Below are 25811 nucleotides of genomic sequence, written 5' to 3' on the forward strand. Positions count from 1 at the left end.
GCACTTTATATGACCGAACATCAGGTCGTTTTGCGTGAAACCCGGGATGGCGTACAGACGCTGACACTCAACCGCCCGGATAAACTCAATGCCTTGAACTTCGCACTCACAGAGGGATTGGTCCAGGCCCTGAAGGATGCCGATGCAGACCCGTCGGTTCGGGTGGTGATCGTCACCGGTGCGGGCCGTGGTTTCTGTGCGGGGGCCGACACCCGCGAGTTCAAGGTGCTGACCCCGGACAATCAATCGCTGGTCGAACGTCGCGCCGCGCTGACCACAGAATTGCAAGGTCTGGTCAAACAGATGAGTAAACCGGTGATCGCCGCCGTCAATGGTTACGCCATGGGCGGCGGTAGCGGGCTGGCTTTGTCCTGCGATCTGGCGCTGGCTGGCGAAAGCGCGCGGTTCGGTTACCCGGAGGTCAAGCACGGGATCGTCGCGGCCATCGTGATGGCCGGGCTGGTCGAGCATGTCGGGCGCAAGGCCGCTTTCGATCTGGTCGCCACCGGTCGAACCCTCGATGCTCATGAGGCTCGGCAACTGGGCATGATCAACCGGGTTGTGGCCGACGCCGACTTGCCTGGCGAGGCGCTACTGCTGGCTCAGCAGATCGCCGCCCATCCACTGCAGGCAATGCAGGCCACCAAGAGCATCTTCCACCGGGTCACTGAATTGCCCTTCAGCGAAGGCCTGAAGATCGGTCAGCAATTGAATGCCCAGATGCGTGCCTTTCGCCAAACGGAGTCGCCAGCATGAAACCCCTGGAAGGTGTAACGGTTGTGGAGCTGGCGCGCGTCCTGGCCTGCCCCTTTGCCGGGATGATTCTCGCTGAACTTGGCGCCCGGGTGATCAAGGTCGAACAGCCACTCGACGGTGACGAGACCCGAGGCTATGAACCTTTTGTACGCCAGGCTGGCGACAACGTTGACCACCTGGACGAGGATGCCCAGGCCGAAGCGCTGGGACGTGAACGCAGTGCCTATTTCTATGCCTTCAATCGCAGCAAGGAATCAATCACGGTCAATCTGCGCACAGTCGAAGGCCAGGAAATAGTCCGCAAGCTGGCCGGAGAAGCCGACGTGATCCTGGAGAATTTCCCGGTCGGTACACTCAAGCGATACGGCCTGGACTGGCCAGTGCTCAAGGCGCTCAACCCACGCCTGCTTTACGTCTCCTGCACCGGGTTTGGCCAGACTGGACCCTATGCCAGTCGCAAGGGTTACGACACCGTGTTTCAGGCCATGAGCGGAATCATGAGTCTCACCGGCGAGAAAGATGGCGGCCCGGTGAAACCAGGGATACCGGTTTCAGACCTCAGCTCCGGGTTGTGGATTGCACTGGGCATCGTGTCCATGCTTCAAGGCAGGCAAAAAGAAGGCACGGGCGCCTACCTTGATTTCTCCATGCTGGACGGCCAAATCAGTCTGCTGGCCTTGGCGGCCGCCCGTTACTTTGCGCTGGATGAAGTGCCCGAGCGTCTCGGCACCGAGCACCCTGGCCGTGTCCCGTCGGCCAGTTTCCGATGTGCCGATGGCGGTTATGTACACATTACCGGGGCCGATCAGCACTGGCATCCGCTCTGCGCCCTGCTTGGCCTGGAATCGTTGGGATCTGATCCGCGCCTGCAACACAACAGTGGCCGTGTACTGCACCGCGACGAAGTGATGGCGATCTTGATGGACGCCATCGCCTTGCTGACTCGCGATCAACTCTGCGCTGCCTGTGACGCGGCGGGTGTTCCCGCCGGCCCTCTGAAAACGCTAGACGAGGTAGTGGTCGACCCGCACTTGCGCGCACGCGGCGTGTTTGCCGACTTCGAGCATCCAGAGAGCGGGCTCTTCCCGGCCATTCAGCTGCCGTTTCAGTTCAATGGTTACGACAACCCCACGGCGAACCGCCCGCCCCTGCTGGGCGAACACACTGACAAAGTGCTGCTGGACCTTGGCTACAACTCGCAAGACATCGACGCCTTGCACCGTTGCGGAGCAGTATAAAAATGACTCAGCCCGATCAGACCTCAGTTGCCAGCCTCACAGTGGCGCAAAACATCGCCACCCTGACCCTCAATCGTCCGCAGGCACGCAATGCCCTGAACACGCAACTTTGCCTTGAACTGCACCTGGCTATCCGGGAAGTCAGCAAGCGCACCGATGTTCACGTACTGCTGGTGCGCGCCAATGGTCCAGTGTTCTGTGCCGGTGCCGATCTCAAAGAGCGCAAGGACATGGATGAAGACCAGATCCGCGCTCGACGCATCAAGGCCTTCGCCCTGTATGCCGCCCTCGAAGACCTGACGATACCGGTGATTGCACTAGTCCAGGGCCCGGCGGTGGGCTCCGGCTGTGAAATTGCCAGCGCCTGCGACTTCATCGTCGCCAGCGACCAGGCCAGCTTCCGCTACCCGGAGGCTCGCTGGGGCACCGTCGGCGCCACACAACGGCTGCCACGCATCGTTGGCAGGCGAATCGCAAAAGAACTGATGTTCACCGGGCGCGAGGTCAGTGCCGAGGAAGCCAAATCCATCGGTCTGGTCAATCAGGTGCTGCCTCACGCTGAGTTCGACAAATATGTCGACAGCCTGGCTCGGGAGATCGCCTCGGCCCCCACGCACGCCATCCGCAGCGCCAAACGCACCATCGACAAGGGCGCCGATGACAGTCGCTTTGGCGCCCTGGCCCACGAGATCCTCGCCATCGAGGACAACCTGACTGAAGGCACCTGGCGTGCCGGCATGACATCTTTCGTCTGAGGAACTTCCATGACTGTATCGACTTCCCCGCTGCCCGGCCCCCTTTGGACAGTATTGAATGACATTGCCCGGCACCACCCCGACAACGACGCCTTGGTTGCCGAAGACGGCCGCCTGAGTTATCGCCAGTTACTTGATCAAGTAGACAACGCGGCTCGCGCCATGCTCGGGCTGGGCCTGCAACGAGGCGAACATGTGGGCCTGCTGATGGGTAACTCCGTGCAATGGGCGGTGCTCTGGTACGCAGCTGCTTCGCTCGGCCTGGTATGCGTACCGTTCAACACGCGCTTTCGCAGTGAGGAGCTCAGCTACGGCCTGGATCACGAAGATATTCGGGTACTGTTCTGCGTCGATACTTTCCTCGACAAGATTGACTTCGTCGGCATGCTCGGGGATGTCGAACCGGCGATACACACCACGCTGCCGGGGAACAATCTACCGCTGCTACGGCATTTGGTGGTTTTTGGCCAACGAGTACCACAAGCAGGACTGAGCGAGGCCGCCTTCCTTCAACTCGGTACCGATGTTCAGCCCATTGAATTGACCGCCGCACGCTCACGAGTCGAGCCCGACGATACGTTGTTGATCCAGTTCACCTCGGGAACCACCGCTTTTCCAAAAGGGGTCATGCTCAGCCATGCCTCGATGCTCGGGATTGCCAAGTGTGTGGCCGTTCGCATGGGCGTGCGCTCGGAAGATCGCTATTTCAGTCCACGACCGTTCTATCATGTGGCCGGCAGTACCATGTCATTGCTGGTCGCACTGGTTCATGGCGCCACGCTGGTCACCGCCGCGACATTCGACCCGGTTCAGGCGCTGGCGATCATGGAACGCGAGCGGTGCACCTTGACCTCAGGCAACGACACCATGTTTCTGATGATGCTGGCCGAGCCCGGTTTCAACACCCATCGCTTGTGCCTCCGCGGCGGCTGGGCGGCTGCCAGTCCGCAGATCCTCCATGACGTCGTCGAGAAGATGGGCGCGAAGGACATTTGCAATGCGTACGGACTCTCGGAAGCCTCACCGAACCTGGTCTTCTCCGATTTCCGCGAATCGCTCGATTTGCGGCTCAATGGCTCCATGACCACCCATGCCGGACTGGATATTCAGGTTTGCGATCCCACCAGCGGTCAGCCTCTGCCTGCGGGCCAACCGGGTGAAATCTGCGCTCGCGGCTGGAGCCTGATGAAGGGCTACTACAAGCTTCCCGAACAGACAGCGTCCACCTTGCGCGAAGGCTGGCTGCATACCGGAGACCTCGGAACTCTGTCTGCGGACGGCCGCCTGCAGTTTATCGGTCGACTCAAGGATATGTTCCGCGTCGGTGGCGAGAATGTTTCGCCGCTGGAGGTCGAACAAGTGCTGCTCAAACACCCTGCTATCGAACTGGCCCAAGTGATTGGCGTGCCAGACCCGCGACTAGGAGAGGTCCCTGCGGCCTATGTCACCCTCAAGCAAGGAAGCGTCGCCAGCAGCGAAGACTTGATCGCTTTCTGCAAGGCACGCTGCGCCAATTTCAAGGTGCCGCGTTATCTATCCATTGTTGAAGACTTCGAAAGCATCGGCATGACCGGATCGAGCAAGATCCAGAAAAACCGCTTACGCGACTTTGCCATTCACCAACTTGGGCTCGCGTGAATACTGCGGGCTGAGCGGTAACCTGAAAAGTGTTACCAATCGAACAGCTTCAATGTTAATGGCCTGGCCCACCCGCAAAAGGGAAACCGGGGATCGTGCCAGGCAGTCCACAACCCAAACCGGTCAGGCGTGACAGGCAGAAAACGCCACAGGTTGTGAAAAAAATCGCGGGCACTCTTGAGGACTGCATTGCTACGTAAAATTTGTCGCGTTCATTGATCAGCAGACCAACGCGATTTTCGTCTCGATCCTGACAGTCAAACCTGCTCCTAGACCATATTGTGTGTCCGGGGTCGAGCGGCCAATTTCGAGCGAGGCGTCAAGATGGCCAAGGCAGCCGCCACGATGAAGAGCGCCGGCACGTCACCTGCCAAGTGCCCCATTTGCCCCGACTGGATGACCGCCTGGACTGTTGCTGCTGATGCGAAATTGACCCAATTGCCGACGCAACGCTGACCCAATACCAATGGCAAAAATCCAGCACTGGTAACAGTTCACGAAACATCAGCCTAGGTCAGTGAAATTTCGGCAACTGGGTCAATTTCGCATCAGCAGCAACAGGGTTGCAAACACAACGCCAAGAACACACTCGATAAGAACTACCTTTATCTCGCAGAAAAGCGTGGTGCTCAGGTTTTTGCCGAGACCAAGGTGGTCGACGTACGGCCACTCAACGGCAAGGAGGACGGCAGTGACGGCTACGAAGTCTTCACCGAGTGCTCGACCGTCTGGTTCGACAAACAGCGCCGCAGTTTCCGCTGCCGCGGTGTAGTCTTCGCAGCCTCGTCGCTGGGCACGATGGAATTGTTGTTCCGGCTTAAGCAAAACGGATCGTTGCCGCGCATCAGCGACGACCTTGGAAAACGTGTACGCACTAATGCCGAGTCCCTTATCGGCGTACGCTTCCCCGCATCGGACAAGAGCATGTCGCCAGGACTGGCGGGGGGCGGCAGCATCTATCTCGATGAGCGTACACATATCGGAGTTGTGCGCTACCCGGAAGGCTCGGATGCAATAGGTTTGATGATGACCTTGCTGTGTGGCGGACGCGCCGGGTGGACACGGATTTTTACCTGGCTGTGGACGCTGCTCAAACATCCAATGCAGGCACTGCTCGTGCACAACCCCGTCGGTTTTGCGCGTCAGACCATGTTATTGCTGGTGATGCAGTCAGTAGACGCATCTCTCAACATGCGGCTCAAGCGTCGCTGGTTTTGGCCGTTCACAAAACAGCTCTCCAGTGAGGGCGGCCCCATCCCTACCTTCATTCCAGAGGCCAATGCCTTTGCCGAAAAGGGCGCAAAAGCACTCGGCGGCATACCTACAACCTTTCTATCCGAGATTTTGTTCAACATCCCGACCACAGCGCACTGCATGGGGGGCTGTGCAATGGCCGACTCGCCAGAGCGCGGCGTCATGGACGTCCAAAACCGCGTTTTCGGCTATCAAAACCTACTGGTCTGTGACGGTTCGATGCTCAGTGCCAACCTGGGCGTCAACCCAAGCCTGACGATCACCGCACTGGCCGAACACGCCATGTCATACATCCCGACAAAGGACACCCATTACGACCATGACCTTAAGTCTCAATCGTCGAAGTTCCAGCGGGCCTCGGATCCGCTCTCGCTCAACATCCTTCCATCTTGAAATTGCCCTTTCAGAGAATTCGCCATGACCATCCCATCCTCGCAGGAAGTAAATCTGCTGAACCAGCCTTTGCAACTCCCGAACGGAAGCGCTTTTCGAAACCGCCTGGCCAAGGCGTCCATGAGCGAAGCGCTGGGTACCTACAACAATCACCCGACGTTGAAACTGGTCGAGTTGTACCGACGCTGGTCTGCATCAGGTATTGGTTTGCTCATGACCGGTAATGTAATGATCGACCGACGCGCACTGGGTGAACCGGGCAACGTGGTGATCGAGGATGAGGCAGACCTGCCTGTGTTAAAACAGTGGGCCCGTGCAGCAACCGAGCAGGGAGCGGCGATCTGGGTGCAGCTCAATCACCCCGGAAAGCAGTCGACCAAAGGCTTGAATGACAGCAACCTCGCACCATCGGCTGTCCCGTTCCGCGAAGACATGGCCTCGTTCTTTGAAACACCACGCGAAGCCACGACCGCGGAGATCGAAGACATCATTCGGCGCTTTGGGCACAGTGCAGCCATCTGTAAGAAAGCTGGCTTCAGCGGTGTACAAATCCATGGTGCGCACGGTTATCTGATCAACCAGTTCCTGTCGCCACACCACAATCGACGGACCGATGAATGGGGTGGCAGCCCGGAAAAGCGGCGGCGTTTCGTGCTGGCCGTTTACGCCGAGATTCGTCGTCAGGTCGGTGCCGAATTTCCTGTCGGTATCAAGCTCAACTCGGCCGATTTCCAGCGCGGAGGCTTCACCGAAGAGGAATCAATGGCGACGATTCATGCGCTCGCAGAAGCAGGCATCGACCTGATTGAGATTTCAGGAGGCACCTACGAGGCTCCAGCCATGAGCGGCGGCCTCCAGGAGACCAAAAAAGCTTCCACCGTAGCGCGTGAGGCCTACTTTCTTGAGTTTGCTGAAAAGGTACGCGCCTCAATCAAGGTGCCTTTGATGGTTACTGGCGGTTTTCGCAGTGCCGCGGCCATGAACGCTGCACTGCTTTCCGGAGCGCTCGATGTCATTGGCCTCGCGCGGCTATTGGCCATCGATCCCGATGCACCGGCGGCCCTGCTGCAAGGGCAGGACAGTCCACAGCGCGTGCGGCCGATCACCACAGGCATCAAACAAATTGATCGGATGGGGATCATGGAAATTTTCTGGTACACGCTACAGCTCAAACGAATCACCAATGGCGGTGATCCGCACCCCAACGAAAGCGGACTGTGGGCGCTTTTCAAATCGGTGATGAAGAGCGGTTGGGGCACGTTCCGTACACGGCGCCTGCGGGCATGAGCCCAATACTCGGGAGTGGTCGATCGTCGAGAGTCGACTGGTAACGATCGCTGCTGCGCATCCCGCCCGGGCCAAGGCCTTGACGGCAATAAAATACGATTTATCTATCATGACAATAACCACTTGGAAGACTCCGACATGACCGATACACATCTCTCCGCCCCCACCCGTTTCGTGGAAGTCGATGGTGATAAATTTGCTTTTCGCCGCTGGGGCAATAATACGTCTGGGCAGCCCCCCCTGTTCTTCCTTCAGCATTTTCGCGGCGGTATGGATCATTGGGATCCACTTATGACGGATGGCCTAGCTGCCGGGCGCGAAGTCATCCTCTACAACGGTCGCGGGATCGCCTCTTCTTCCGGAAAGCCGCGCAGCCGGATTGAACATATGGCTGACGACGCTGCTGCGGTAATCCGCTCGCTAGGCCTAACCAAGGTCGATGTTTTAGGATTCTCACTCGGTGGTTTTCAAGCCCAGGACTTGACACGACGCCATCCCGAGCTCGTCCGCAAACTCATGCTGCTCGGAACAGGTCCGCGTGGCGGTAATCCAGACTCAGACCCTGGAGTGCTGGAAGCTGCACCACTGTTGTCGCTGATGCTAAATTGATCCAAATGCCGACACATTGATTACCCAAGCATCTTTGGTAAAAATCCCGCGTTGGCAATGGTTTAGAAAGTAGGAGCTAGGGTCAGTGAAACTTCGGCAACTGGGTTAATTCCGCATCAGCGGCGACACTACCCTAAATTAGAGGACAGGGAGGCACACCTACGCACCCTGTCCAGGGTTCACGTAGGCATCATCAGCACAATGGCGGTTAAAGGAGGATTGATCAGTCAAAACGCCTCTTTGCTCTAGTCTTTCAACTTCTGCGCCGCCTCGTCTTTCGCCGCCTGGGCTTGCGTGATCAATTGGTAGGCAATGTAGTACTTGTAGATATTACTAACGTAGGTAACCGTCTCTGCACCGATCTTCTCGGCGGTAACATACTCAACGTTGTGAAACCAGACGTTCGGATCCAGTCCACGCATGGCGGCTTCTTTGCGTAGTTTGGAAATTTTGCCTGCGCCTGCATTGTAGGAAGCGAAGGCGAACAGGGCTTTGTCCAGGTTGGTCATGGGCTCTTGGCCGTAGTAGTGGTCGATCATCCAACGCATGTACTTGATCCCGGCGTTTATGTTTGGCTCGACTTGCGCAATGTTGCCGACGCCGAGCTCCTTGCCGGTGGCAGGCATAACCTGCATGACTCCAATGGCGCCCGCCTTGCTCCTGGCTGCCTGATTCAGTTGAGATTCCTGGTATCCCTGGGCTGCCATCAATAACCAGTCCACATCGTACTTGTCCCCGTACTGCTTGAAGTACTGAACCAATGCGACAAATTTCTTGCGTTCGGACTCGGAGACAGAGGCCTTCACATATTTTTCGTTTTTGAAGTAACGCGCCAGAATAGTGTTCCCGATGGTGGTCCCTTGGCCGTGGCGAGCAATGAAATCGTTGGCAGCGGCCTGGAGCTGCGGACTACCCTTGCGGATCGCCCAGGCAATTTCGCCGCCGGAGCGTAAGGCGACCTGATCATGCACCGTGATATTCGGGAAGACCTTCTTCCAGAAATCCGCCTTGTGCTTGTCCACGACGATGAGTGGAATCATGCCGGCGCTCAGCATCTCGATCAGATCCTCGTCCTCCAAGGCCTCCGGTGCCTCCTTGAGGATTACCGCAGGTTTTTTTTCGTTGGCGAAGCGCTGGTTGAGGGCCATCAGGCTCTCGTAATAACTGGAGGACTTGCGAACGAAGACCACCTTTCCCGTTAACTCTTCCACGTTGGACACTGCGGGCGAGTCGGGACCGGACACCACTACTTCGCTGACGTTGCGATAGATCGGCGAGGAAAAATCAACCAGCTTCCTGCGCTCCTCCGTCACGGTGAGGTTAGACGCCGCAATATCGCCCTTGCCGGCAGCCAGCGCCGGCAGCAGCTCATCCCGAGCGACAGGAATGAACACCACTCGCACTTTCAGAGCCTTATTCTTCAGCTTGTTATCCTTGGCCAGTTGCTTGTTCAGATCTTCCTCGAATACGCGAAAAAAGTCGTAAGTCGTACCGCGCTGGACCCCTCTGTCGACAAAATAAAAAGTCTTGCTGTAGACCGACAGGACTCGAATGACCCGTCGATCGATCATCCCGTCGAGATCGCCGGTCCATGGCGCGGCCTCGGTCGAGAGGGTGAGTGCTCACGCGGCGGTGCCTGGGGGGACGACTCTGCCTCGACTGCGGCATGGATCGGGCCGGTGAAAAGAGCGAACGCGAGCGCCGCAACGGCGTGGATGATCAGCGCTGAGCGTGTAGGAGTACGGTGTGATACCAGATCGCTCGCTCCCAACATGGTCAGATCTCCACACGTTGCTTTCGTCTAATTTGCCAAGATGGCCAAGACCATGCATCCAGAAGAACACAGCAAAGCCTAGTTCAGTGATGACAGCAGTTCCAGGCCAGGGTGACGGAGGCTCGATCTGGAGGTTGCACAATAGCGGAACGGTTCAGCAGTGCTATCGTTCCAGCTATTGCAAACGATCAGGACGCATAGGGAATGACCGCTTGACGTCAAGATACCAGTCGCTTCGAAGCAGTCGACACCTGTACACGATCGTTGAATCAACCCATCAGACGGATGCTACGGATGATGGATCGACGCCACGGGCAAGCGGATCGAGCGATAGATGACCATGAAAATCACCAGTCTGATTGTCGCGCTGCTCGTACTGATGCAAGGCTGCACCATGACGCCGCCTCGCCTTCCCGCAGTGCCGTCCGCGTTGACGGCGAGAGCGCAGATTCCGGGAATGACCGGAGTGCGTTATGTCGGTGGCGGAGACATGACAGAGCTGACCCGAGTCGCGTTTGAAGCGCTGCAGCGGGAACAGGCTTACTTCGTCAAGCAGGGGCACAAGGGGCCCATGCCGCCAGCGACATATCTGGCAATTTCGGGCGGTGGTGACAATGGCGCGTTCACCGCAGGATTGTTGAATGGCTGGACGGTTACAGGAAAGCGCCCTGAATTCAAACTCGTTACCGGCATCAGCACGGGCGCGCTGATTGCGCCTTTCGCCTTTCTCGGGCCGAAGTACGACGCAACGCTGAAGCGAGTCTATACTACCTTATCGCCCAAAGACGTCATTGCACCGCGCAGCTTTATCTCAGGCGTCTTGAGCGACGCAATGTCGGACAACGCGCCACTGTTGAAGCTGACGCGCCACTCGGTGACCGAGGACATACTCAAGGAGGTCGCCGCCGAGTACACGAAGGGCCGCTTTCTGTTGGTCGCTACCGCAGACCTTGATGCGCGTCGCCCCATTATCTGGGACATGGGAAAAATCGCGACCTATGGTGGTCCTGAGGCACTGGATCTTTTCGTGAAAATCATGATCGCATCCGCCTCGATTCCGGGAGGATTTCCGCCGATGATGATCGACGTGGAAGTCGACGGTAAACCCTATCAGGAAATGCACGTGGACGGCGGCATCATGGCGCAGGTATTCGCTTATCCGACCGGGATCCGTATCAACGAGGAGGCGGCAAAAGCAGGAGTCACCCGCGAGCGTAAACTCTACGTGATACGCAACGCGCGACTCGATCCGGACTGGGCGCAGGTCGAGCGCAGCACCATGAGCATCGCTGGGCGCTCGATCACCTCGTTGATCCACAGCCAGGGCATCGGCGACCTCTACCGGATCTATGCCACCACCCAGCGCGACGGTGTGAACTTCAATCTCGGGTTCATACCGGCGAGCTTCAACTTCCCCCACAAGGAAGAGTTCGACAACGAGTACATGCGCAAGCTCTACGCCACCGGTTATGACATGGCGTTACAGGGCTTCCCGTGGGTCAAAGTGCCGCCCGGGTTTGCTCCTCCGGGTGCAATAGCAATGGGAAAATAAGTTCGATTTCGTTGAGCAAAGGAGTGGAAATGTCTCCTAGCAAAAAAGCCAAAGGTACGACAAAAATAGCGGAAGTCACGGAGGACGCGCCAGTCTTTCATTCGCGCAAAGAACGCCTGAATGCAGGTGAGCTATTACGCGAGAGCGTGCCACACTCGGTTCACTCGGTATGGAAACCGCCACGCAAACACCGCGACCCTATCGACCTGCTTGAAGAGTCCAACCGGTATCGGCTGCCTAATCTGGTGCCTGTCCGCTACGGACGCATGTTGCGTAGTCCATTCACTTTTTTGCGCGGCTCTTCGGGATTGATGGCTCATGACCTGGCCACTGCCCCGAACACAGGCATTCGGGTGCAGGCCTGCGGGGATTGCCACCTATTGAACTTCGGACTGTTTGCGACACCTGAGCGCAATCTGATTTTTGACATCAATGATTTTGACGAAACGCTTCCCGCGCCCTGGGAATGGGATGTCAAACGTCTGGCTATCAGTTTTGTCGTGGCTGCACGTGATAACCGACACAGCGACAAAGAAGCCCGGGCTATTGCCGTCGAATGTGTTCGTGCTTACCGCGAACGCCTGCGCAAACTGTCTAAGCTGAGTCCGCTGGAGATATGGTATGACCGCATGGATGCCGAAACGATCATCGCCATGTCCCCCAATGCCAAAGTCAAAAAAAATCGGGAGCAATTGCTGGCAAAGGCCAAACTACGTGTAGGCGAATATCTGTATCCCACGATAAGCAGCGAAGTCGCGGGACGACGGCGCTTGATCGATCAGCCACCTGTGCTTTTTCACGTTTATGAAAAGGAGTTTGAGCATAGAGTTCAGCTGGCTCTGCAAGTCTATCGATTATCTCTGCCTGATGAACGACGCGTGCTCTTCGATCGTTACCGTCTCGAAGACTTTGCCGTCAAAGCAGTCGGGATCGGCAGCGTCGGCACGCAATGTTTTGTCGGTCTGTTTTTTTCCGCAGAAAACCACCCTCTGCTCCTGCAATTCAAGGAAGCCTGTCCCTCCGTTCTGGCACCTTACGCGGGCAAGAGCGTCTACGAAAATCAAGGTCAGCGCGTTGTCACGGGACAGCGGCTGATGCAGTCTTCCAGTGATATTTTTTTGGGCTGGACCCAAGGTGAAAGAGGCCGACAATTCTTCGTACGTCAGTTACGGGACATGAAAATGTCCGCGCCTATTGAGGGGGCGTCGAGCGCACAAATGAAGATGTACGCCGAGTTGTGCGGTCTCACCTTGGCCCGTGCCCACGCCAAATCCGGGGATGCTGCGCTGATTAGCGGCTATCTGGGCAAATCGGACTCCTTCGACCAGGCCATCGGCAAATTTGCCCTGACCTATGCCGATCAAAATGCAAAGGACCATGCAGCGCTGGTTGCGGCAGAGAAATCAGGGCGTATCAAAGCGCTGAGAGAGGAGGATTAATGCAACCGATCCAAGTGGTTGCCTTTGTCCCGTGCGCCAATTGGCATTACCGACTGCCACAAAACCATGCGTCATGAGGCAAAATCATGGATTACGAGCCTTCAGAGTCGAAGGTCAGGTGCCTGCTAATCCGTATCCCCTTGGTAGCTCTAATTGCCACCGCCTGCCACGTTGCCGGGTGCGGGACGCTGGGGCCAGCCTCGGTGCAGCGCGATCGAACAGACTACGGCACAGTGATTGCCACAACCTGGAAAGAACAGACGCTTCTCAATATCGTCAAATTGCGCTACGGCGACGCGCCGGTGTACCTGGAAGTCTCCTCGGTGATCAGCTCCAGCGCAATGGAGAGTCAGGTCAGCCTCGGAGCAAATTGGTTCTCGGGATTGCCTATCGACGGGAATAGCCAGTCCATAGGTGCATCCGGACGTTATACGGATCGTCCGACTATCAGCTACACGCCGCTCTCCGGGGAGCGATTCTCACGCTACCTGCTGCAACCGCTATCTCCGGCGGCCGTGTTCTCCCTTGTTCAGGCAGGCTATCCCGTCGACCGCGTGCTGCAATTGACCACCCGCGCCATTAACGGGGTCTACAACCGATCCACATCGCCTGCACGTGCTCGTGCTGCGGATCCGCGTTTCTATCAATTGCTTGAGGCATTAAGACGGATACAGCGTTCGGAATCGCTAGGCATGCGAATAAATCAACGCATGAGCGATGAAAGCGTGCTGGTTATAGTCACGCGGGACGTCTCGGAAAAGGTCGAGAACGATCGCCATGCTGTGCGAGAGATCCTTCACCTGCGTCCTGACACAAGTGAACTGAAGCTGACCTTCGGCATGGTGCAAAGGGACGATACCGAGATCGCCTTGCTTACGCGTTCCATGTCGGAAATATTCCTGGAACTCGCAGCGACGATCGAGGCCCCGCCTCTACACATGCAGGAAGGACGTGCGAACCCGGCACCTGCCGCGCCCGATCCTGCAAGTCCATGGGACGCCCCTTTGGTGCGCATCCATTCGAGCGCGGAACGTCCCGCCGATGCATATGCCGCTGTTCACTATCGTGACTATTGGTTCTGGATCGACGACCGTGATATGAAATCCAAATCCGAGTTCCTGTTCATTCTCGTGCTGTTCTCTCTTGCCGAAACAGGCGTGGCGCCGCAGGCCCCTGTGATCACCGTGCCCGCGAACTGAATCGCTCTTGGTTCCATGGATACATCTGATTGACGGCTTCTGGCTGTGGATTCAACGTTGATCAAGGTTCTTAAGCCACGAAAAACCGCGCCTCTTCAGAGAATCAGGCTCAAGGCATCACAAGGAGTAGGTGTCCGGTTTTACGGCAATGGGTTCGAAGGGATAAAGCTGATCATCGAACTGACTCAAGCTTGGGTACTCCATTGGTTCATCAGCATCGATATGCTCCAGGCGCTGGCGATAGTTGAGCAAAAAAACTTGTCGAGCTTCAGCACTGATGTACGACACATGCCAGCCGACAAAAGGCTTCAGCACCTCCAACCCGACATAGGCCAACGTCCCGCGCAAGAGCGGGCGCAACATGTCTTCCAGGGGACCATGGATCGCACCCTCGCCGAACATATGTTCGCGCCCGCCCAACGTAACAGTCACCAGTGCTTTTTTACCGCTCAGACCGCCCTGGTCGTAGAACCGTTTACCGCTATAGCAGATGCCGGACACCAGAACCCGATCAATCCAGCCCTTGAGGATGGCCGGCGTCGAGAACCAGTAGATCGGAAAATTGAGGATCAGCAGGTCCGCCCACAACAGCTTTTCCAACTCTTGCTGGATATCGGCGGCGAGCGTCTGCTCTTTGCTGTTGCGTCGTTGTTCGAGCGCGTAAACCAGATACTCGGGATTCTCTCTGACGCAGAAGTCCTCGGCACTGGCCACCGGGTTCCAGTTCATCGAGTACAGGTCGGATACCCGGACTTGATGTCCTTGCGCCTGCAAGGTCTCAACCGCTTGGTCGCGCAACGCAGCGGTAAAGGATTTTGGTTCGGGATGGGCATGCACGATTAAAACGTTCATGGGGGTTCCTTGAAGTTTGGTTGATTCGTTCGCCATGTCAGAATTGATCGGCATCCAGCATGTATAGGCTTTCGCTACCGGCCTTGACCGAAGCGGCCAAGGAGTGGACCCGAGGCAATAGGCGAGCGAAGAAGAAGCGCGCAGTCCCCAGTTTGGTCCGGTAAAAGATCTCCTGGTCCTGCCTCGCCAGCGCGATACGCGCCATCAGCGCCCACATGTACGCGTAAGCGGTATAGCCGAATACGTGCAGGTATTCGATTGACGCCGCGCCGATTTCATTCGGATTGGATTTCGCCCGATCGAGCAACCACGCGGTCAGTTCGTCGAGGGTCTTCACGGCATCGTTCAGCGGCTTGGTGAACTCGGCCAAGTCAGCGCTGGCCGTTGCAGTGAATTGTCGAATTTCGTCAGCGAACAGGTTGTAGTACGCCCCGCCACTACCGAGCACTTTACGACCCAACAGGTCGAGTGCCTGGATGCCGTTGGTGCCTTCGTAGATCTGGGTGATGCGGCAGTCGCGGATCAGCTGTTCCTGACCCCATTCACGGATAAAACCGTGACCGCCGAAGATCTGCTGTCCGTGCACCGTGGTTTCCAGCCCCATGTCGGTGAGGAACGCCTTGGCCACCGGCGTCAGCAGAACCACCCGTTCTTGCGCGCGTTGGCGGGTGGCGGCGTCTTCGCTGTATTTTGCGCTATCGAGTTGCAGGGCTACGTAGCTGGAGAACGCGCGACCGCCTTCGTTCAACGCTTTCATGGTCAGCAACATGCGGCGCACGTCCGGGTGCACGATGATCGGATCGGCGACCTTGTCCGGATCGGCCGGGCCGGTTGGCGCACGGCTCTGGATTCGGTCGCGGGCGTATTCGATGGCGTTCTGATAGGAGCGTTCACCGAGGGACAGGCCCTGGATCCCGACGCCCAGCCGTTCGTAGTTCATCATGGTGAACATCGCCGCCAGGCCTTTGTTCGGTGCATCGATGATGTAACCGGTGGCGCCGTCGAAATTCATCACGCAGGTGGCCGAGGCCCTGATGCCCATCTTGTGCTCGATCGAGCCGCAGGACAGGCTGTTGCGTTCGCCCAACGAGCCGTTGGCATCGACCATGAATTTCGGCACCAGGAACAGCGAAATGCCTTTGGGCCCTGGCGGAGCATCCGGCAGTCTGGCCAACACCAGGTGAATGATGTTTTCGGTGAGGTCGTGCTCACCGCCGGTGATGAAGATCTTGGTGCCGCTGACCTTGTAGCTGCCGTCGGCTTGCGGCTCGGCCTTGGTGCGGATGATGCCCAGGTCGGTACCGGCGTGTGGCTCGGTCAGGCACATGGAACCAGCCCAGACACCGGCATACATGTTCGGAAGGTAGGTCGCTTTCAGCGTTTCGCTGCCATGGGCGTTGATCGACAGGCAGGCGCCGGCGGTCAGCATTGGATACAGGCCGAATGACAGGTTAGCCGAGTTGAGCATTTCTTCGACCTGGGCGGAAATCACCTTGGGCATGCCCATGCCACCGAACCGGGCGTCACCACTGACACTGGTCCAGCCGCCTGCAGCGTAGTTCCGGTAGGCCTCGGCGAAGCCGGTCGGGGTCTGCACCGCGCCGTTGGTCCAGGAGCAGCCTTCTTCGTCGCCGCTGCGGTTCAGCGGGGCAATGGTACCGGCGATGACATTGCCGGCTTCTTCAAGGATGACGCCGGCGGTGTCTTCATCCACCACCTCGGCCAAGGCGGGTAGTTCGGCCCACAGTCTGGAAACTTCGAACACTTCATTGAGAACGAAGCGCATATCGCGCAGGGGTGCTTTGTAGTCAGCCATGATGAAATCGCTCGCTTGGAAATTGGACAGTGCACATTCAGGATTTGCTATTGCCGACAGAGTAGTGAGGCTTGAGGGCTACGACTTGACCTTGCGGGACAACCGTTTCCTTGCCGCGCCGATCGCTGTTCAGAAGGAAATACGACAGCGCCGGAATCAGGATCAGCGCCCCGAGCATGTTCCACAGGAACATGAAGGTCAGCAGGATGCCCATGTCGGCCTGGAACTTGATCGGCGACCACACCCAGCAAATGACCCCGGCAGCCAACGTGATACCCACCAGTCCCACGACCCGGCCGGTGAAGGCCACGGCATTGCGGTAGGCATCCGACAGCGACAGGCCCTGGCGTTGGTACTGCAGTTGCACGCTGAGCAGGTACAACGCGTAGTCCACACCGATCCCCACGCCCAAGGCGATGACCGGCAAGGTCGCGACTTTCACGCCAATGCCCATGGCCACCATCAAGGCCTCGCAGAGGATCGAGGTCAGCACCAGCGGCAACAGCGCCACCAGAGTGGCGCGCCAGCTGCGGAAGGTGATCAGGCAGAACAGCGTCACCGCCAGGTAGACGTACAGCAACATGGTGCGATTGGCCTCGCGCACCACGATGTTGGTCGCCGCCTCGATCCCGGCGTTGCCGGCGGCGAGCAGGAACTGGCGATCGTCGCTGCTGTTTTCCTTGGCGAACTGGTCGGCGATGGCCACCACCGCGTCCAGGGTTTCGGCCTTGTGATCCTTGAGGTAGGCGATCACCGGCATCAGCGAGCAGTCGGTGTTGAACAGCTCCGGGGCATTGACCGAGGCCTGTTGCGCGGCGTAGTTCAACACGTTCTGGTTGCGCTGGATGTTGTTCAGCTTGGGGTTGCCTTCGTAGGTACCGGCGGTGATCTGGCGTACTGCATTGACCAGTGACACGGTAGTCTGCACCCCCGGATGCTGTTGCAGCTTCCAGGCCAGGCGGTCGGCCAGCACCAGAGTCTTGTAGTCCAGGCAGCCTTCCGGCGCGGTCTTGATCATCACTGCGAACTGATCGCTGGACAGCGCGTAATGGCTGGTGATGTAGGCGTTGTCGCGGTTATAGCGCGAGTCAGCGCGCAGTTCCGGGGCGCCGCTGTCGAGGTCGCCGATTTTCAGTTGCAGGCTGACCACGAACCCGCCGATGCCCAGCAACACGGCCACCAGCACGGCACCGGTGGCCCACTTGGCGGTGGTAAAGCGATCGAGCGCGTCCCACAACCGGCCGAAGCCTTTGTGCTTTTCGGCACGGGTGTCGATTTTCAGCGCGCGCTCGGCGGCCTTGGCGCCGACGCCGACATAGGACAGCGCCACCGGCATCAGCAACAGCGAGGTGAAGATCAGCACGGCGACGCCGATGCTGGCGGTGATCGCCAGGTCCTGGATCACCGGAATGTCGATCAGCATCAGCACCGCAAAGCCCACGGCATCGGCCAGCAACGCGGTGACGCCGGCAATGAACAGACGGCGGAAGGTGTAGCGCGCGGCGATCAGTTTGTGGGTGCCACGGGCGATGTCCTGCATGATGCCGTTCATCTTCTGTGCCGCGTGGGATACGCCGATGGCGAAGATCAAAAACGGCACCAGTACCGAGTACGGATCGATGGCGTAACCGAGCCAGGCGACGATGCCCAGTTGCCAGACCACCGCGATCAGCGAGCAGCCGACCACCAGCAGGGTGCTGCGCACGCAACGGGTGTAGGCGTAGATGATGATCAGCGACGTGACGACGGCCAGGCCGAAGAACATCATCACCTGGATCAGGCCGTCGATCAGGTCGCCCATCAGTTTGGCGAAACCGATGATCCGAACCTTGTACTTGCCCGTGCCCTCTTCCACAGCCTTATGCAGGGTGCCGCTGGCGAACTCGATCTTGTCGCGCAAGCGCTCTTCGAGCAGCCGGGAAAATTCGTGGTAGTTGATGCTCTGGCCAGTGGCAGACGTCTTGTCCAGCAGTGGCACGATGAGCATGCTCGACTTGAAATCACTGGCTACCAGACTGCCGACGATACCGGCACGGTTGATGTTCTGGCGCAGTTGCTCAATGTCCGATGCAGAACCCTGATAACTGTCAGGCATCACCGGGCCGCCCTGGAAGCCTTGTTCGGTGACTTCGGTCCAGCGCACAGCCGAACTCCACAACGATTTCATCCAGGCACGATCGACGCCCTGCATGAGAAACAGTTCGTCATTGACCTGTTTGAGGAGCGTCTGGTAGTGCGGATCGAAGATGTCGCCCTGGGTGTTTTCCACCACCACCCGCACCGAGTTGCCCAAACCGCGCAGCGACTGGCGGTTTTCCAGGAAGTTCTGGATGTAGGGCTGGCTCTGCGGAATCATCTTTTCGAAGCTGGGGCGCAGCTCCAGGCGCGTCACGGCCATGTAACCCAGCACCACCGTGGCCAGCGCCATGAGCAGCATGAACAGCGGGCGATGATTGAACACCAGCCGTTCCAACAGATTGCCGGAGCACCGGTCGAAGTCCCGCAGTTCGCGGATCACCGGCATGGTGTCTTGTTTCAAATTGCCCATGTCTGGGTACTCACTCTGATTCTTTTAATTATTCGACGGGCAGCGTACGCGCACCCCGGCCACCGACCAGCACCAGCGCACCATTGGCGGCCAATGCGGCACCGGCTACCGCTGTCTGTTGGGCCTGCGGTATCAATTGCAGCGGGGCATTGCCCCCTCGGCTCAAGAGCATGTGCCCGGCCTGGGTGAACAACCGGAAATGGCCGTCGGCGTCCAGCGTGGCAGCGGTGATGCTGACCTGAAGGCCGCTGTCGAGCCGGGTCCAGGTGAGCCCGCCATCGGCGCTGCGAAACACATGACCGCGCAGGCCATAGGCGAGTACTTCGCCAGGCTGGCCGACCACACCGAAAAAGCTGCCTTGATAAGGTGTCTGCAGTGCCATGAAACGCTGGCGGGCGTCATCCCATTTGAGCAGCAGGCCTTGTTCGCCGGCGATGTAGAGCGCATCGCCTGTGGAGGTGATGGCGTTGAGGTGAAAACCCTGCGGGTTGTCAGTGCGGTCCTGAAACGGGGTCCAGTGCTGACCACCGTCCTCGGTGCGCAGGATCAGGTTGAAAACACCCACCGCGTAACCGAGTTTTTCATTGGCGAACCAGACGTCGAGCAGCGGTTTGTCGGCGCCCTCTTCGATCAGCCGCTGGCTGTCGGCGGCCAGAACAGCCCATTGCTCGTTCTGCGGCTCGGCATTGGCCAAGGCGCTGTAGTGCTTGAGCATCAGCTCGCCGATCTGGAGGCCATCGAGTTGCTTGCTCCAGGTGACGCCGGCATCGCTGCTGTGCAACACCACACCGTCATTGCCGACCGCCCAGCCTTGGGTTGCCGAAGGAAAACTCACCGCCGTGAGATCGGAGCTGACCGGTACAGCGGCCTGCATCCAGTGCTGGCCGGCGTCATCGGAATAAAGAATGTGCCCACGCTGACCCACTGTGACCAGACGCTGTCCCGCCTGGGCAACGCCCAGCAAGGGGCTGCGCTCCGCCAGTGCACTGGATTGGGCCGGCAGATCCAGCACGTCAACGTAGGTCGATGCCTGCGCGCCGCCCTGCAGCAACGCCAGCAGCATCCCCAGCACCAGTGGCGCGATCTTCTTGTTACAGGAGCCCATATGGCGCCCTCTTGGCAAAAAGGCGCCGGGTGGTACCTGAGTACGACCCGGCGCAAGAACTGCACGATCGGAAATCGGCAGTAGCGACGAAGTTGCTATCGGATACCGGCACCCGCCAACGATTCCGGTGACCACTGGGTCTTGCTCAGCGCCTCGCTGTACTTGATGCCGCCGTAGGGGCCTGGAAAGCCGACGGCGCTGTAGGTGCCACCGATCAGGTCATAGCTCAGATAAGGCGAGGCATCCGGCACCTGTTGGTCGTAGCTTTGGCTGAGGAAGGTGTAGACGCCGCGGTAGAGCTGGCCGTTCGCATCGTATTGGTCGGATGCCAGTGCGACCCAACTGTCCTCATCCAGATAGAAGCGGCGCTTGGCGTAAATGTGCCGAGCGCCCGGCTTGAGGGTCGCCTCGACCACCCACACCCGATGTTTTTCCCAGCGAACGAACTCGGGAGCCAAATGGTTGGGGGTCATCATCGGCCTCAAATCGTTCTGATAAGTCACACGGTAAGTGTTGTACGGAACGATCATTTCCTGCTTGCCCACCAGCTTCCAGTCAAAGCGATCCAGCGCACCGTTGAAGACGAAGGAATCGTCCCACGTCGAGGCGCCTGCGCTGCCCGGGTTAGGCGTATCGTAGGCCAAGCTCGGCGCCAGCTTCACGCGGCGCTGCCCCGGCAGGTATTGCCAGCCACGGCGAGGTTGCTCCAGCGGGTTGACTGCATCGCGCACCAGCACAGCTTCACCGGCACGACGGGCGGGACCGGTGAAGGCCAGCTTGATCTGGTAATAGGTGTCCGCGGCGGCGAGAGGTTTGGACAGGTCGTCATAGGCGGCATAGTTGATCTGTGCGATGCCGGTCGTGGCCAGGCTGGCGACACCGGCGGAATCGACGTTCCAGTTGTCGTACTTGCTCTGGATATTGACGCCCTGATAGCGCAGCAAGTGGTTCCAGATCGCCTCGGCACCTGTCTTGGGGATCGGAAACGGAATGCCTGGCAGCGCATTTTCGATGGAATTGCCGCCTTCGGTGGAGCGCGTCGCGGTGGCGTTTTTCACCGTGTTGTCCAGCACGCCTTTAGGCAATGCGGCTGTGCGGTGGGTCGGGAAAACCTCGATTCGAAAGCTCGGGTAACGCTTGGCCAACTCGGCAGTCACCGCGGTCAGCTGGCCCTTGTATTGATCAACGTTCTTGCTGTCGATCACCAGCAGTGGCTTTTCAGAAGCGAACGGATCGGGGCGCAATTTGTCACCCGCCTTGAAGCTGGCCGGCGGGGTGGTCAAGCCCCCCTGGTACGCAGGGATGGTACCGTCGGCATTACCGGCTTTCTCGGCGCCGACCTGGGTCAACTGGTTCCCCAGTTTCGCCGCTTCGGAGGCATCGACGGCGGCGTGGGAAGGCCCGGCAAGGGCCACTGCCAGGGAGGCGGCCATCAGGGTATAGGCGAATTTCATCTTATTGTTCTCCTGCTTTCGCGAGGCTGGGTGGATCAGAAGGTGGTTTTCAGGGTCAGGTAAACGGCACCCCGATCCTCGGTGGCACCGGAGCCGGAGGCGGAAGCAAGACCGCCCGCAAAACAGGTGTAACGCTGCGTGCCATCAAGGGCGTTAGGGGTCGATCCATCGGTTGCGCCGTCGTCGCAGTTGCTGGTTTTGCCGAAGGCGTCAACGTACTTGAGGTCTACGTAATACTTGTTGTAGATGGCAGCGCTCACCCCGACTGCGTAGTTGCCGGCATCTTCCGCACCGCCCGCTATCACAGGTGAAACGCCGTCGATACCGACGTTGACCGACAACGGAGCGCTCAGGTCCACACCGGGAAACACCTGGTACCAGGTCGGCGTGAAGTTGACGGCAATGCCCCAGTTGTCCCGGGTAGGTTTGTCGACGCCGCGATAAGTGTCTTCGCCCTTGTAGAGCGCCTTGTTTTTGCTATCGAGGCTCAACAGATTGCTGTAATACAGCTCGCCCAGCAGGGTGGCCGAATCGAACAGCGGCGTGTCAGCGATAGCGACCAGGCCATTGATGGTCCAGTGCAGCGTGTCGCCAGTGGCGGCCAGGCTGTCACCGTTGCGTGGCACATCGGTGATCACGCCGGTACCCGGATTACGCGCCGGCAGCAAGCCAAGCCCGGCCTGCAACCCGCTTGGCCCCGCGGCGCTGATAATTGCCGGAATGCTGGCCAGCGGCATGTTGTGGCGAATGTTCAAATCACTGCCGATGCTGACGCCGCCCACTTCCTTGGACAGGCTCAGGCCGTAGATGTCGATGTCATCGCCATAAGCGAATTCATAGGTGGCGGTGCTGATCGAGTTACGCAGTCCCGCCACTCCCCCGACACTGGTCAAGCCTCGGGTGTCGAGAACAGCTTGCGGGAGGATGTCCGAAGTCTTGCGATAGTAGGCACCCAGGGTTCCGTCCAGCCACTCGGGCGACCATTTGAGCATCAGGCCCCAGTCCCCGCGGTTGTCCGGGGTGTAGTCATGGCCGCGTCGAACGGTGGTCAGCGTGCCGTTCGGCCCCGCCAGTCCCGCACCGCCGGTATGCCCCAGGAGGAATGACTGAGCGCCGAAGCCCACCACGTCGGACCCACTGTAGAAGGTCCCTGCCTCAGGCAAGCGCGCGCCTTCCCAATCGAGGAAATACTGGGCGCCGAAGGTCAGTTCGGGGTTGAGGGTAAAGGTCGTGGAAATCTGGTTGCGGGGAACGAACAGCTCCTTGGCTTCGGTACCGGGCGATGCGGCCGCCTTTGCCAGGTCGAGGGACGCCTGGCCATAGCTCAGCGAATGCACCGGACTGAGTACCGTCTCGCCCCAGAACACGTTGTGCTGGCCAGCTTTGATACTGAGCTGGGAATCGTCGCCCACCTGGGTGTTGTAGAACACGAAGGCATCGAGCACTTCACCGGACAGCCCGTTGTAGTAGCGCTGGGCATAGTTGCTCAGGTGCGGGCTGCCAAATACGGCCGGCGCGCCTGGACGCCCGCCAAACCCCGCGATCGAAGAATAATCGTCGTTGCCATTGGGGAACGGGTTGGCGTTCGAACCGGTATTTTCATACGCCTTGTCGTACCAGCTCGCCGTGCTGACACGAAAACCGGTCTTGTTCTGGTAGACCACATCCAGCTCGGTCAGCAGGTCGACACGGTTGGTGATGTTGGTGCCGGACTTGCGGAAGTTGTAATCACCGTCGTTACTGTTGGGCGTACCCAGGATGCGCGTGTCGGCACTTTCCGTCCGCACGCCATAGTTGTACTTGACGGTGTTGTCGAAACGGACCGACCAGTCCTCGCTACCGGTATCCAGCTCGAAAGCATGGGCAGCCGGCAGGCTCGAGGCCAGGATAGCCGTGGCGAGCAGTTGGCGTCGCGCAGACAGGAGGTTACGACTCTTCATCGGGTGATACACCTTTATTGTTTTTGTTGTGGCTTGACGTCAGACCTGGCGGCTAACGACGGGTAATGGGGGCTCATGCTACGGGTGGTCAAGCGCTAGTCCCGGAACTCACTCTAAGAGCAGCGCTTCGATCCGGATTGACTTTTCGGGGCATCGATTTGACATTTCGGGACGTCCGACAGACCGTCGTACCGGCCGTCCAAACTGGCCGTCCCGAATCACTCAGATGTAAGTACCGCCACCGGCGTTGATGATCGAACCGACCAGGTAGCACTCATCGGACGCCAGGTGGGAGACCAGCGCCGCGTATTCCTCACCCTTGCCCAACCGTCCCAGCGGCATGACCTGTTTGAATACGCTGAGCTGCTCGGGCGATTGCTGTTCGAGGTAGCGCTCGAAGGCCGGGGTCTGTACGCCACCCGGACAGATCGCATTGACCTGCACATTGGCGCCCGCTACCTCGTAGGCCACCGCGCGGGTGAAAGCAATCACTGCGCCTTTGGCTGCCGAGTAGTGCGGGCTATGCGCCCCCATGGCGGAAATACCGGCAATGCTGGCGATGTTGATGATCTTGCCGTAGCCCTGGGGCTCCATGCGCTGCAAGGCGGCGCGAGTGCAATAGAACACGCCGTCGACGTTCACCGCCCAGAAGCGCTTCCATTCTGTGTCGTCCATGTTGCGGGTGATCTCCAGCGACTGACGGGGTAGCGGCTGGGTCACCAGGGCGTAATGGCGCTTGCGTCGCTCGTCATCATGGGGTTTATCCGGCACCAGAGCGGCGTTGTTGACCAGGATATGCAGGGTGCCGAAACGCGCGTCGATCCGGTCGAACATGGCGTTCACTTCAGCGCTCGAGGAGACGTCACAACGTAGCGCCAGGCACTGCGCGCCCAACTCCTCGATCATGCCGCGTGTGGTTTCGAGCGCCGTCTCGTTGATATCGCAAATGACCACACTGGCGCCTTCGCTGGCCATGCGCAGGGCGATGGCTTGGCCCAACCCACCTGCGCCACCGGTAATCAAGGCAACTCGACCATTCAATTTCATGGGAACACTCCGTCTGATGGAAGACGCAGTGTCGCTCAGCGTTGGGCATTCGCCTTGACTTGGCGGGACATCGAGCGGTCAGGTGGAGGAATCGATGGCGAGCTGTTTGTTGCGCTTGCGCCATTCCCGTGGCGCACAGCCGAATTCGGCGCAGAACCAGCGCGTGAATGAGGTGGGAACCGTATAACCGAGCATCATGCCCACACGCTGCACTGAATAGTTGCGATTTTCCATGTAGCGCAGCGCCAGTTCGCGACGTACCGCGTTGAGCAACGCGGAAAATGTCAGGCCTTCTTCGTCGAGTTCCCGTTGCAGGGTTCGCACACTGACCGCCTGGGCGTAAGCCACCTGATGGATAGTGGCGCGTCCGACCGGCATCAACAGATAGATCGCCTTGCGCACGTCGAAAATCACCGAGCGTTCATTGGCGCCTTCCATCGAGTCCATGAACTGACGCGCATAACCGACCATCGCCAGGTCGGCCTGTGGATTGAGTTGATCAATGTCCTCTTTATTGCAGACGATGCCATCGAACTCGGCGTCGAACACCACCCGGCAACGAAAGAACCGCGTGTGTTCATGCTGGCTTGCCGGCGCTTCGTGGCTGAAATGGACACTCTGCGGGTTCCACTGGCTGCCCATGACCGATTTGCACGTACGGTGCAGAATTCCAATGGCCAGTTCGGTGGCTTGTCGCTTGGGCACGCCCGCCTCTGCCATGACCTCCTCCCGGATCAGCACCATCTTGCCCACCGTTTCCAGGTTCATGGCCAGCGTCCGATTAAGCAGGTGTCGATACTCGATACTGGTCAGCAACATGTCCCGCAGCGTGCGCTGATGACTGAGCAGCAAACTGACGACGCCGATATCCGACATGCGCCGGGCCTCTGCCATGCGCAGGCCAAAGGTCGGGCACGATGAATGATCCGCGGAACTCTCCAGCAGCCTGAGCGCCGCATCCAGCGGCAGCAAGGATTCCGGATCGTTGAGCATGGTCGGCGTCAGCCCGACACCGCGCAGCATTTCCCCCGGATTCAGACCAAGAGTCTGGGCTACCTCCATGTAGTGCTTGAGCGTTGCAGCTCTTACGAACGCGCCCATCTCGTCTCCTCTGCGCACTGTCGACCGCAATCAGCAAAGCCTGCAATCGATTAT

The 25811-nt window shown here is 58.8% G+C and carries 20 protein-coding genes; 10 read left to right on the forward strand and 10 right to left on the reverse strand.

The window, feature by feature from the left end; translation table 11 throughout:
- Positions 1-9: 9 nt before the first annotated feature.
- Genes RS887_RS00430 through RS887_RS00445 form a run of 4 tightly spaced genes read left to right on the forward strand, consistent with a single transcriptional unit; the run spans position 10 to position 4387 of the window.
- Positions 10-756 carry an enoyl-CoA hydratase/isomerase family protein gene (locus tag RS887_RS00430; RefSeq protein WP_322613983.1) on the forward strand — a complete coding sequence of 249 codons (747 nt, stop codon included), beginning with the start codon at positions 10-12 and terminating at the stop codon, positions 754-756.
- Positions 753-1994, forward strand: coding sequence for a CaiB/BaiF CoA-transferase family protein (locus RS887_RS00435; protein WP_322613984.1), 1242 nt, complete (start codon positions 753-755; stop codon positions 1992-1994). The genes RS887_RS00430 and RS887_RS00435 overlap by 4 nt, the downstream gene beginning before the upstream one ends.
- A gap of 2 nt (positions 1995-1996) precedes the next feature.
- Positions 1997-2749 (forward strand): enoyl-CoA hydratase/isomerase family protein, encoded by a 753-nt coding sequence (locus RS887_RS00440; RefSeq protein WP_322613985.1) that lies wholly within the window; start codon positions 1997-1999, stop codon positions 2747-2749.
- Between the two features lie 9 nt (positions 2750-2758).
- Entirely contained in the window at positions 2759-4387 is a 1629-nt protein-coding gene (locus RS887_RS00445; RefSeq protein WP_322613986.1) for an AMP-binding protein, read from the forward strand.
- Between the two features lie 269 nt (positions 4388-4656).
- Here RS887_RS00445 and RS887_RS30460 read toward each other — a convergent pair whose 3' ends face one another.
- Complete coding sequence (locus RS887_RS30460; RefSeq protein ID WP_322615235.1) at positions 4657-4854, reverse strand: DUF6632 domain-containing protein; 198 nt, start codon at positions 4852-4854, stop codon at positions 4657-4659.
- A 184-nt stretch (positions 4855-5038) separates the two neighbouring features.
- Between RS887_RS30460 and RS887_RS00455 the strand changes: the two genes are divergently transcribed.
- From RS887_RS00455 to RS887_RS00465, 3 genes are all read left to right on the forward strand, one after another.
- Positions 5039-6034, forward strand: coding sequence for a GMC family oxidoreductase (locus RS887_RS00455; RefSeq protein ID WP_322613987.1), 996 nt, complete (start codon positions 5039-5041; stop codon positions 6032-6034).
- A 24-nt stretch (positions 6035-6058) separates the two neighbouring features.
- Complete coding sequence (locus tag RS887_RS00460) at positions 6059-7321, forward strand: NADH:flavin oxidoreductase/NADH oxidase family protein (protein ID WP_322613988.1); 1263 nt, start codon at positions 6059-6061, stop codon at positions 7319-7321.
- A gap of 138 nt (positions 7322-7459) precedes the next feature.
- On the forward strand, positions 7460-7930 hold the full coding sequence (locus RS887_RS00465) for an alpha/beta hydrolase (RefSeq protein ID WP_322613989.1): 471 nt from the start codon (positions 7460-7462) through the stop codon (positions 7928-7930).
- A gap of 245 nt (positions 7931-8175) precedes the next feature.
- On the opposite strand, the gene RS887_RS00470 is transcribed toward RS887_RS00465, so the two are convergent.
- Complete coding sequence (locus RS887_RS00470; RefSeq protein WP_322613990.1) at positions 8176-9501, reverse strand: lytic transglycosylase F; 1326 nt, start codon at positions 9499-9501, stop codon at positions 8176-8178.
- Between the two features lie 537 nt (positions 9502-10038).
- Here RS887_RS00470 and RS887_RS00475 point away from each other — a divergent pair.
- The 3 genes from RS887_RS00475 to RS887_RS00485 all read left to right on the forward strand — a co-directional run bounded on the left by RS887_RS00475 (position 10039) and on the right by RS887_RS00485 (position 13894).
- A complete protein-coding gene (locus RS887_RS00475) occupies positions 10039-11256 on the forward strand; it encodes a patatin-like phospholipase family protein (protein WP_322613991.1) in 1218 nt (405 codons plus the stop codon).
- Positions 11257-11522: 266 nt separating this feature from the next.
- On the forward strand, positions 11523-12695 hold the full coding sequence (locus tag RS887_RS00480) for a DUF2252 domain-containing protein (protein ID WP_416339944.1): 1173 nt from the start codon (positions 11523-11525) through the stop codon (positions 12693-12695).
- An 86-nt stretch (positions 12696-12781) separates the two neighbouring features.
- Positions 12782-13894 carry a hypothetical protein gene (locus tag RS887_RS00485; RefSeq protein ID WP_322613993.1) on the forward strand — a complete coding sequence of 371 codons (1113 nt, stop codon included), beginning with the start codon at positions 12782-12784 and terminating at the stop codon, positions 13892-13894.
- 117 nt (positions 13895-14011) lie between these two features.
- Here RS887_RS00485 and RS887_RS00490 read toward each other — a convergent pair whose 3' ends face one another.
- From RS887_RS00490 to RS887_RS00525, 8 genes are all read right to left on the reverse strand, one after another.
- Positions 14012-14746: an NAD(P)H-dependent oxidoreductase gene (locus RS887_RS00490; protein ID WP_322615236.1), complete on the reverse strand. Its 735-nt coding sequence runs from the start codon at positions 14744-14746 to the stop codon at positions 14012-14014.
- 37 nt (positions 14747-14783) lie between these two features.
- Positions 14784-16562, reverse strand: coding sequence for an acyl-CoA dehydrogenase C-terminal domain-containing protein (locus tag RS887_RS00495; protein WP_322613994.1), 1779 nt, complete (start codon positions 16560-16562; stop codon positions 14784-14786).
- Between the two features lie 37 nt (positions 16563-16599).
- Positions 16600-19110 carry an efflux RND transporter permease subunit gene (locus tag RS887_RS00500; RefSeq protein WP_322613995.1) on the reverse strand — a complete coding sequence of 837 codons (2511 nt, stop codon included), beginning with the start codon at positions 19108-19110 and terminating at the stop codon, positions 16600-16602.
- Between the two features lie 28 nt (positions 19111-19138).
- Positions 19139-20215: a WD40/YVTN/BNR-like repeat-containing protein gene (locus RS887_RS00505; protein WP_322613996.1), complete on the reverse strand. Its 1077-nt coding sequence runs from the start codon at positions 20213-20215 to the stop codon at positions 19139-19141.
- Positions 20216-20310: 95 nt separating this feature from the next.
- Positions 20311-21669 carry a DUF1329 domain-containing protein gene (locus RS887_RS00510; RefSeq protein ID WP_322613997.1) on the reverse strand — a complete coding sequence of 453 codons (1359 nt, stop codon included), beginning with the start codon at positions 21667-21669 and terminating at the stop codon, positions 20311-20313.
- 35 nt (positions 21670-21704) lie between these two features.
- Entirely contained in the window at positions 21705-23609 is a 1905-nt protein-coding gene (locus tag RS887_RS00515; RefSeq protein ID WP_322613998.1) for a DUF1302 domain-containing protein, read from the reverse strand.
- 222 nt (positions 23610-23831) lie between these two features.
- Positions 23832-24656 carry an SDR family NAD(P)-dependent oxidoreductase gene (locus tag RS887_RS00520; RefSeq protein WP_322613999.1) on the reverse strand — a complete coding sequence of 275 codons (825 nt, stop codon included), beginning with the start codon at positions 24654-24656 and terminating at the stop codon, positions 23832-23834.
- A gap of 78 nt (positions 24657-24734) precedes the next feature.
- Positions 24735-25757: an AraC family transcriptional regulator gene (locus RS887_RS00525; protein ID WP_322614000.1), complete on the reverse strand. Its 1023-nt coding sequence runs from the start codon at positions 25755-25757 to the stop codon at positions 24735-24737.
- Positions 25758-25811: the final 54 nt, after the last annotated feature.

The sequence above is a fragment of the Pseudomonas sp. BIC9C genome, from assembly GCF_034541995.1.
Taxonomy (GTDB): domain Bacteria; phylum Pseudomonadota; class Gammaproteobacteria; order Pseudomonadales; family Pseudomonadaceae; genus Aquipseudomonas; species Aquipseudomonas fluorescens_CC.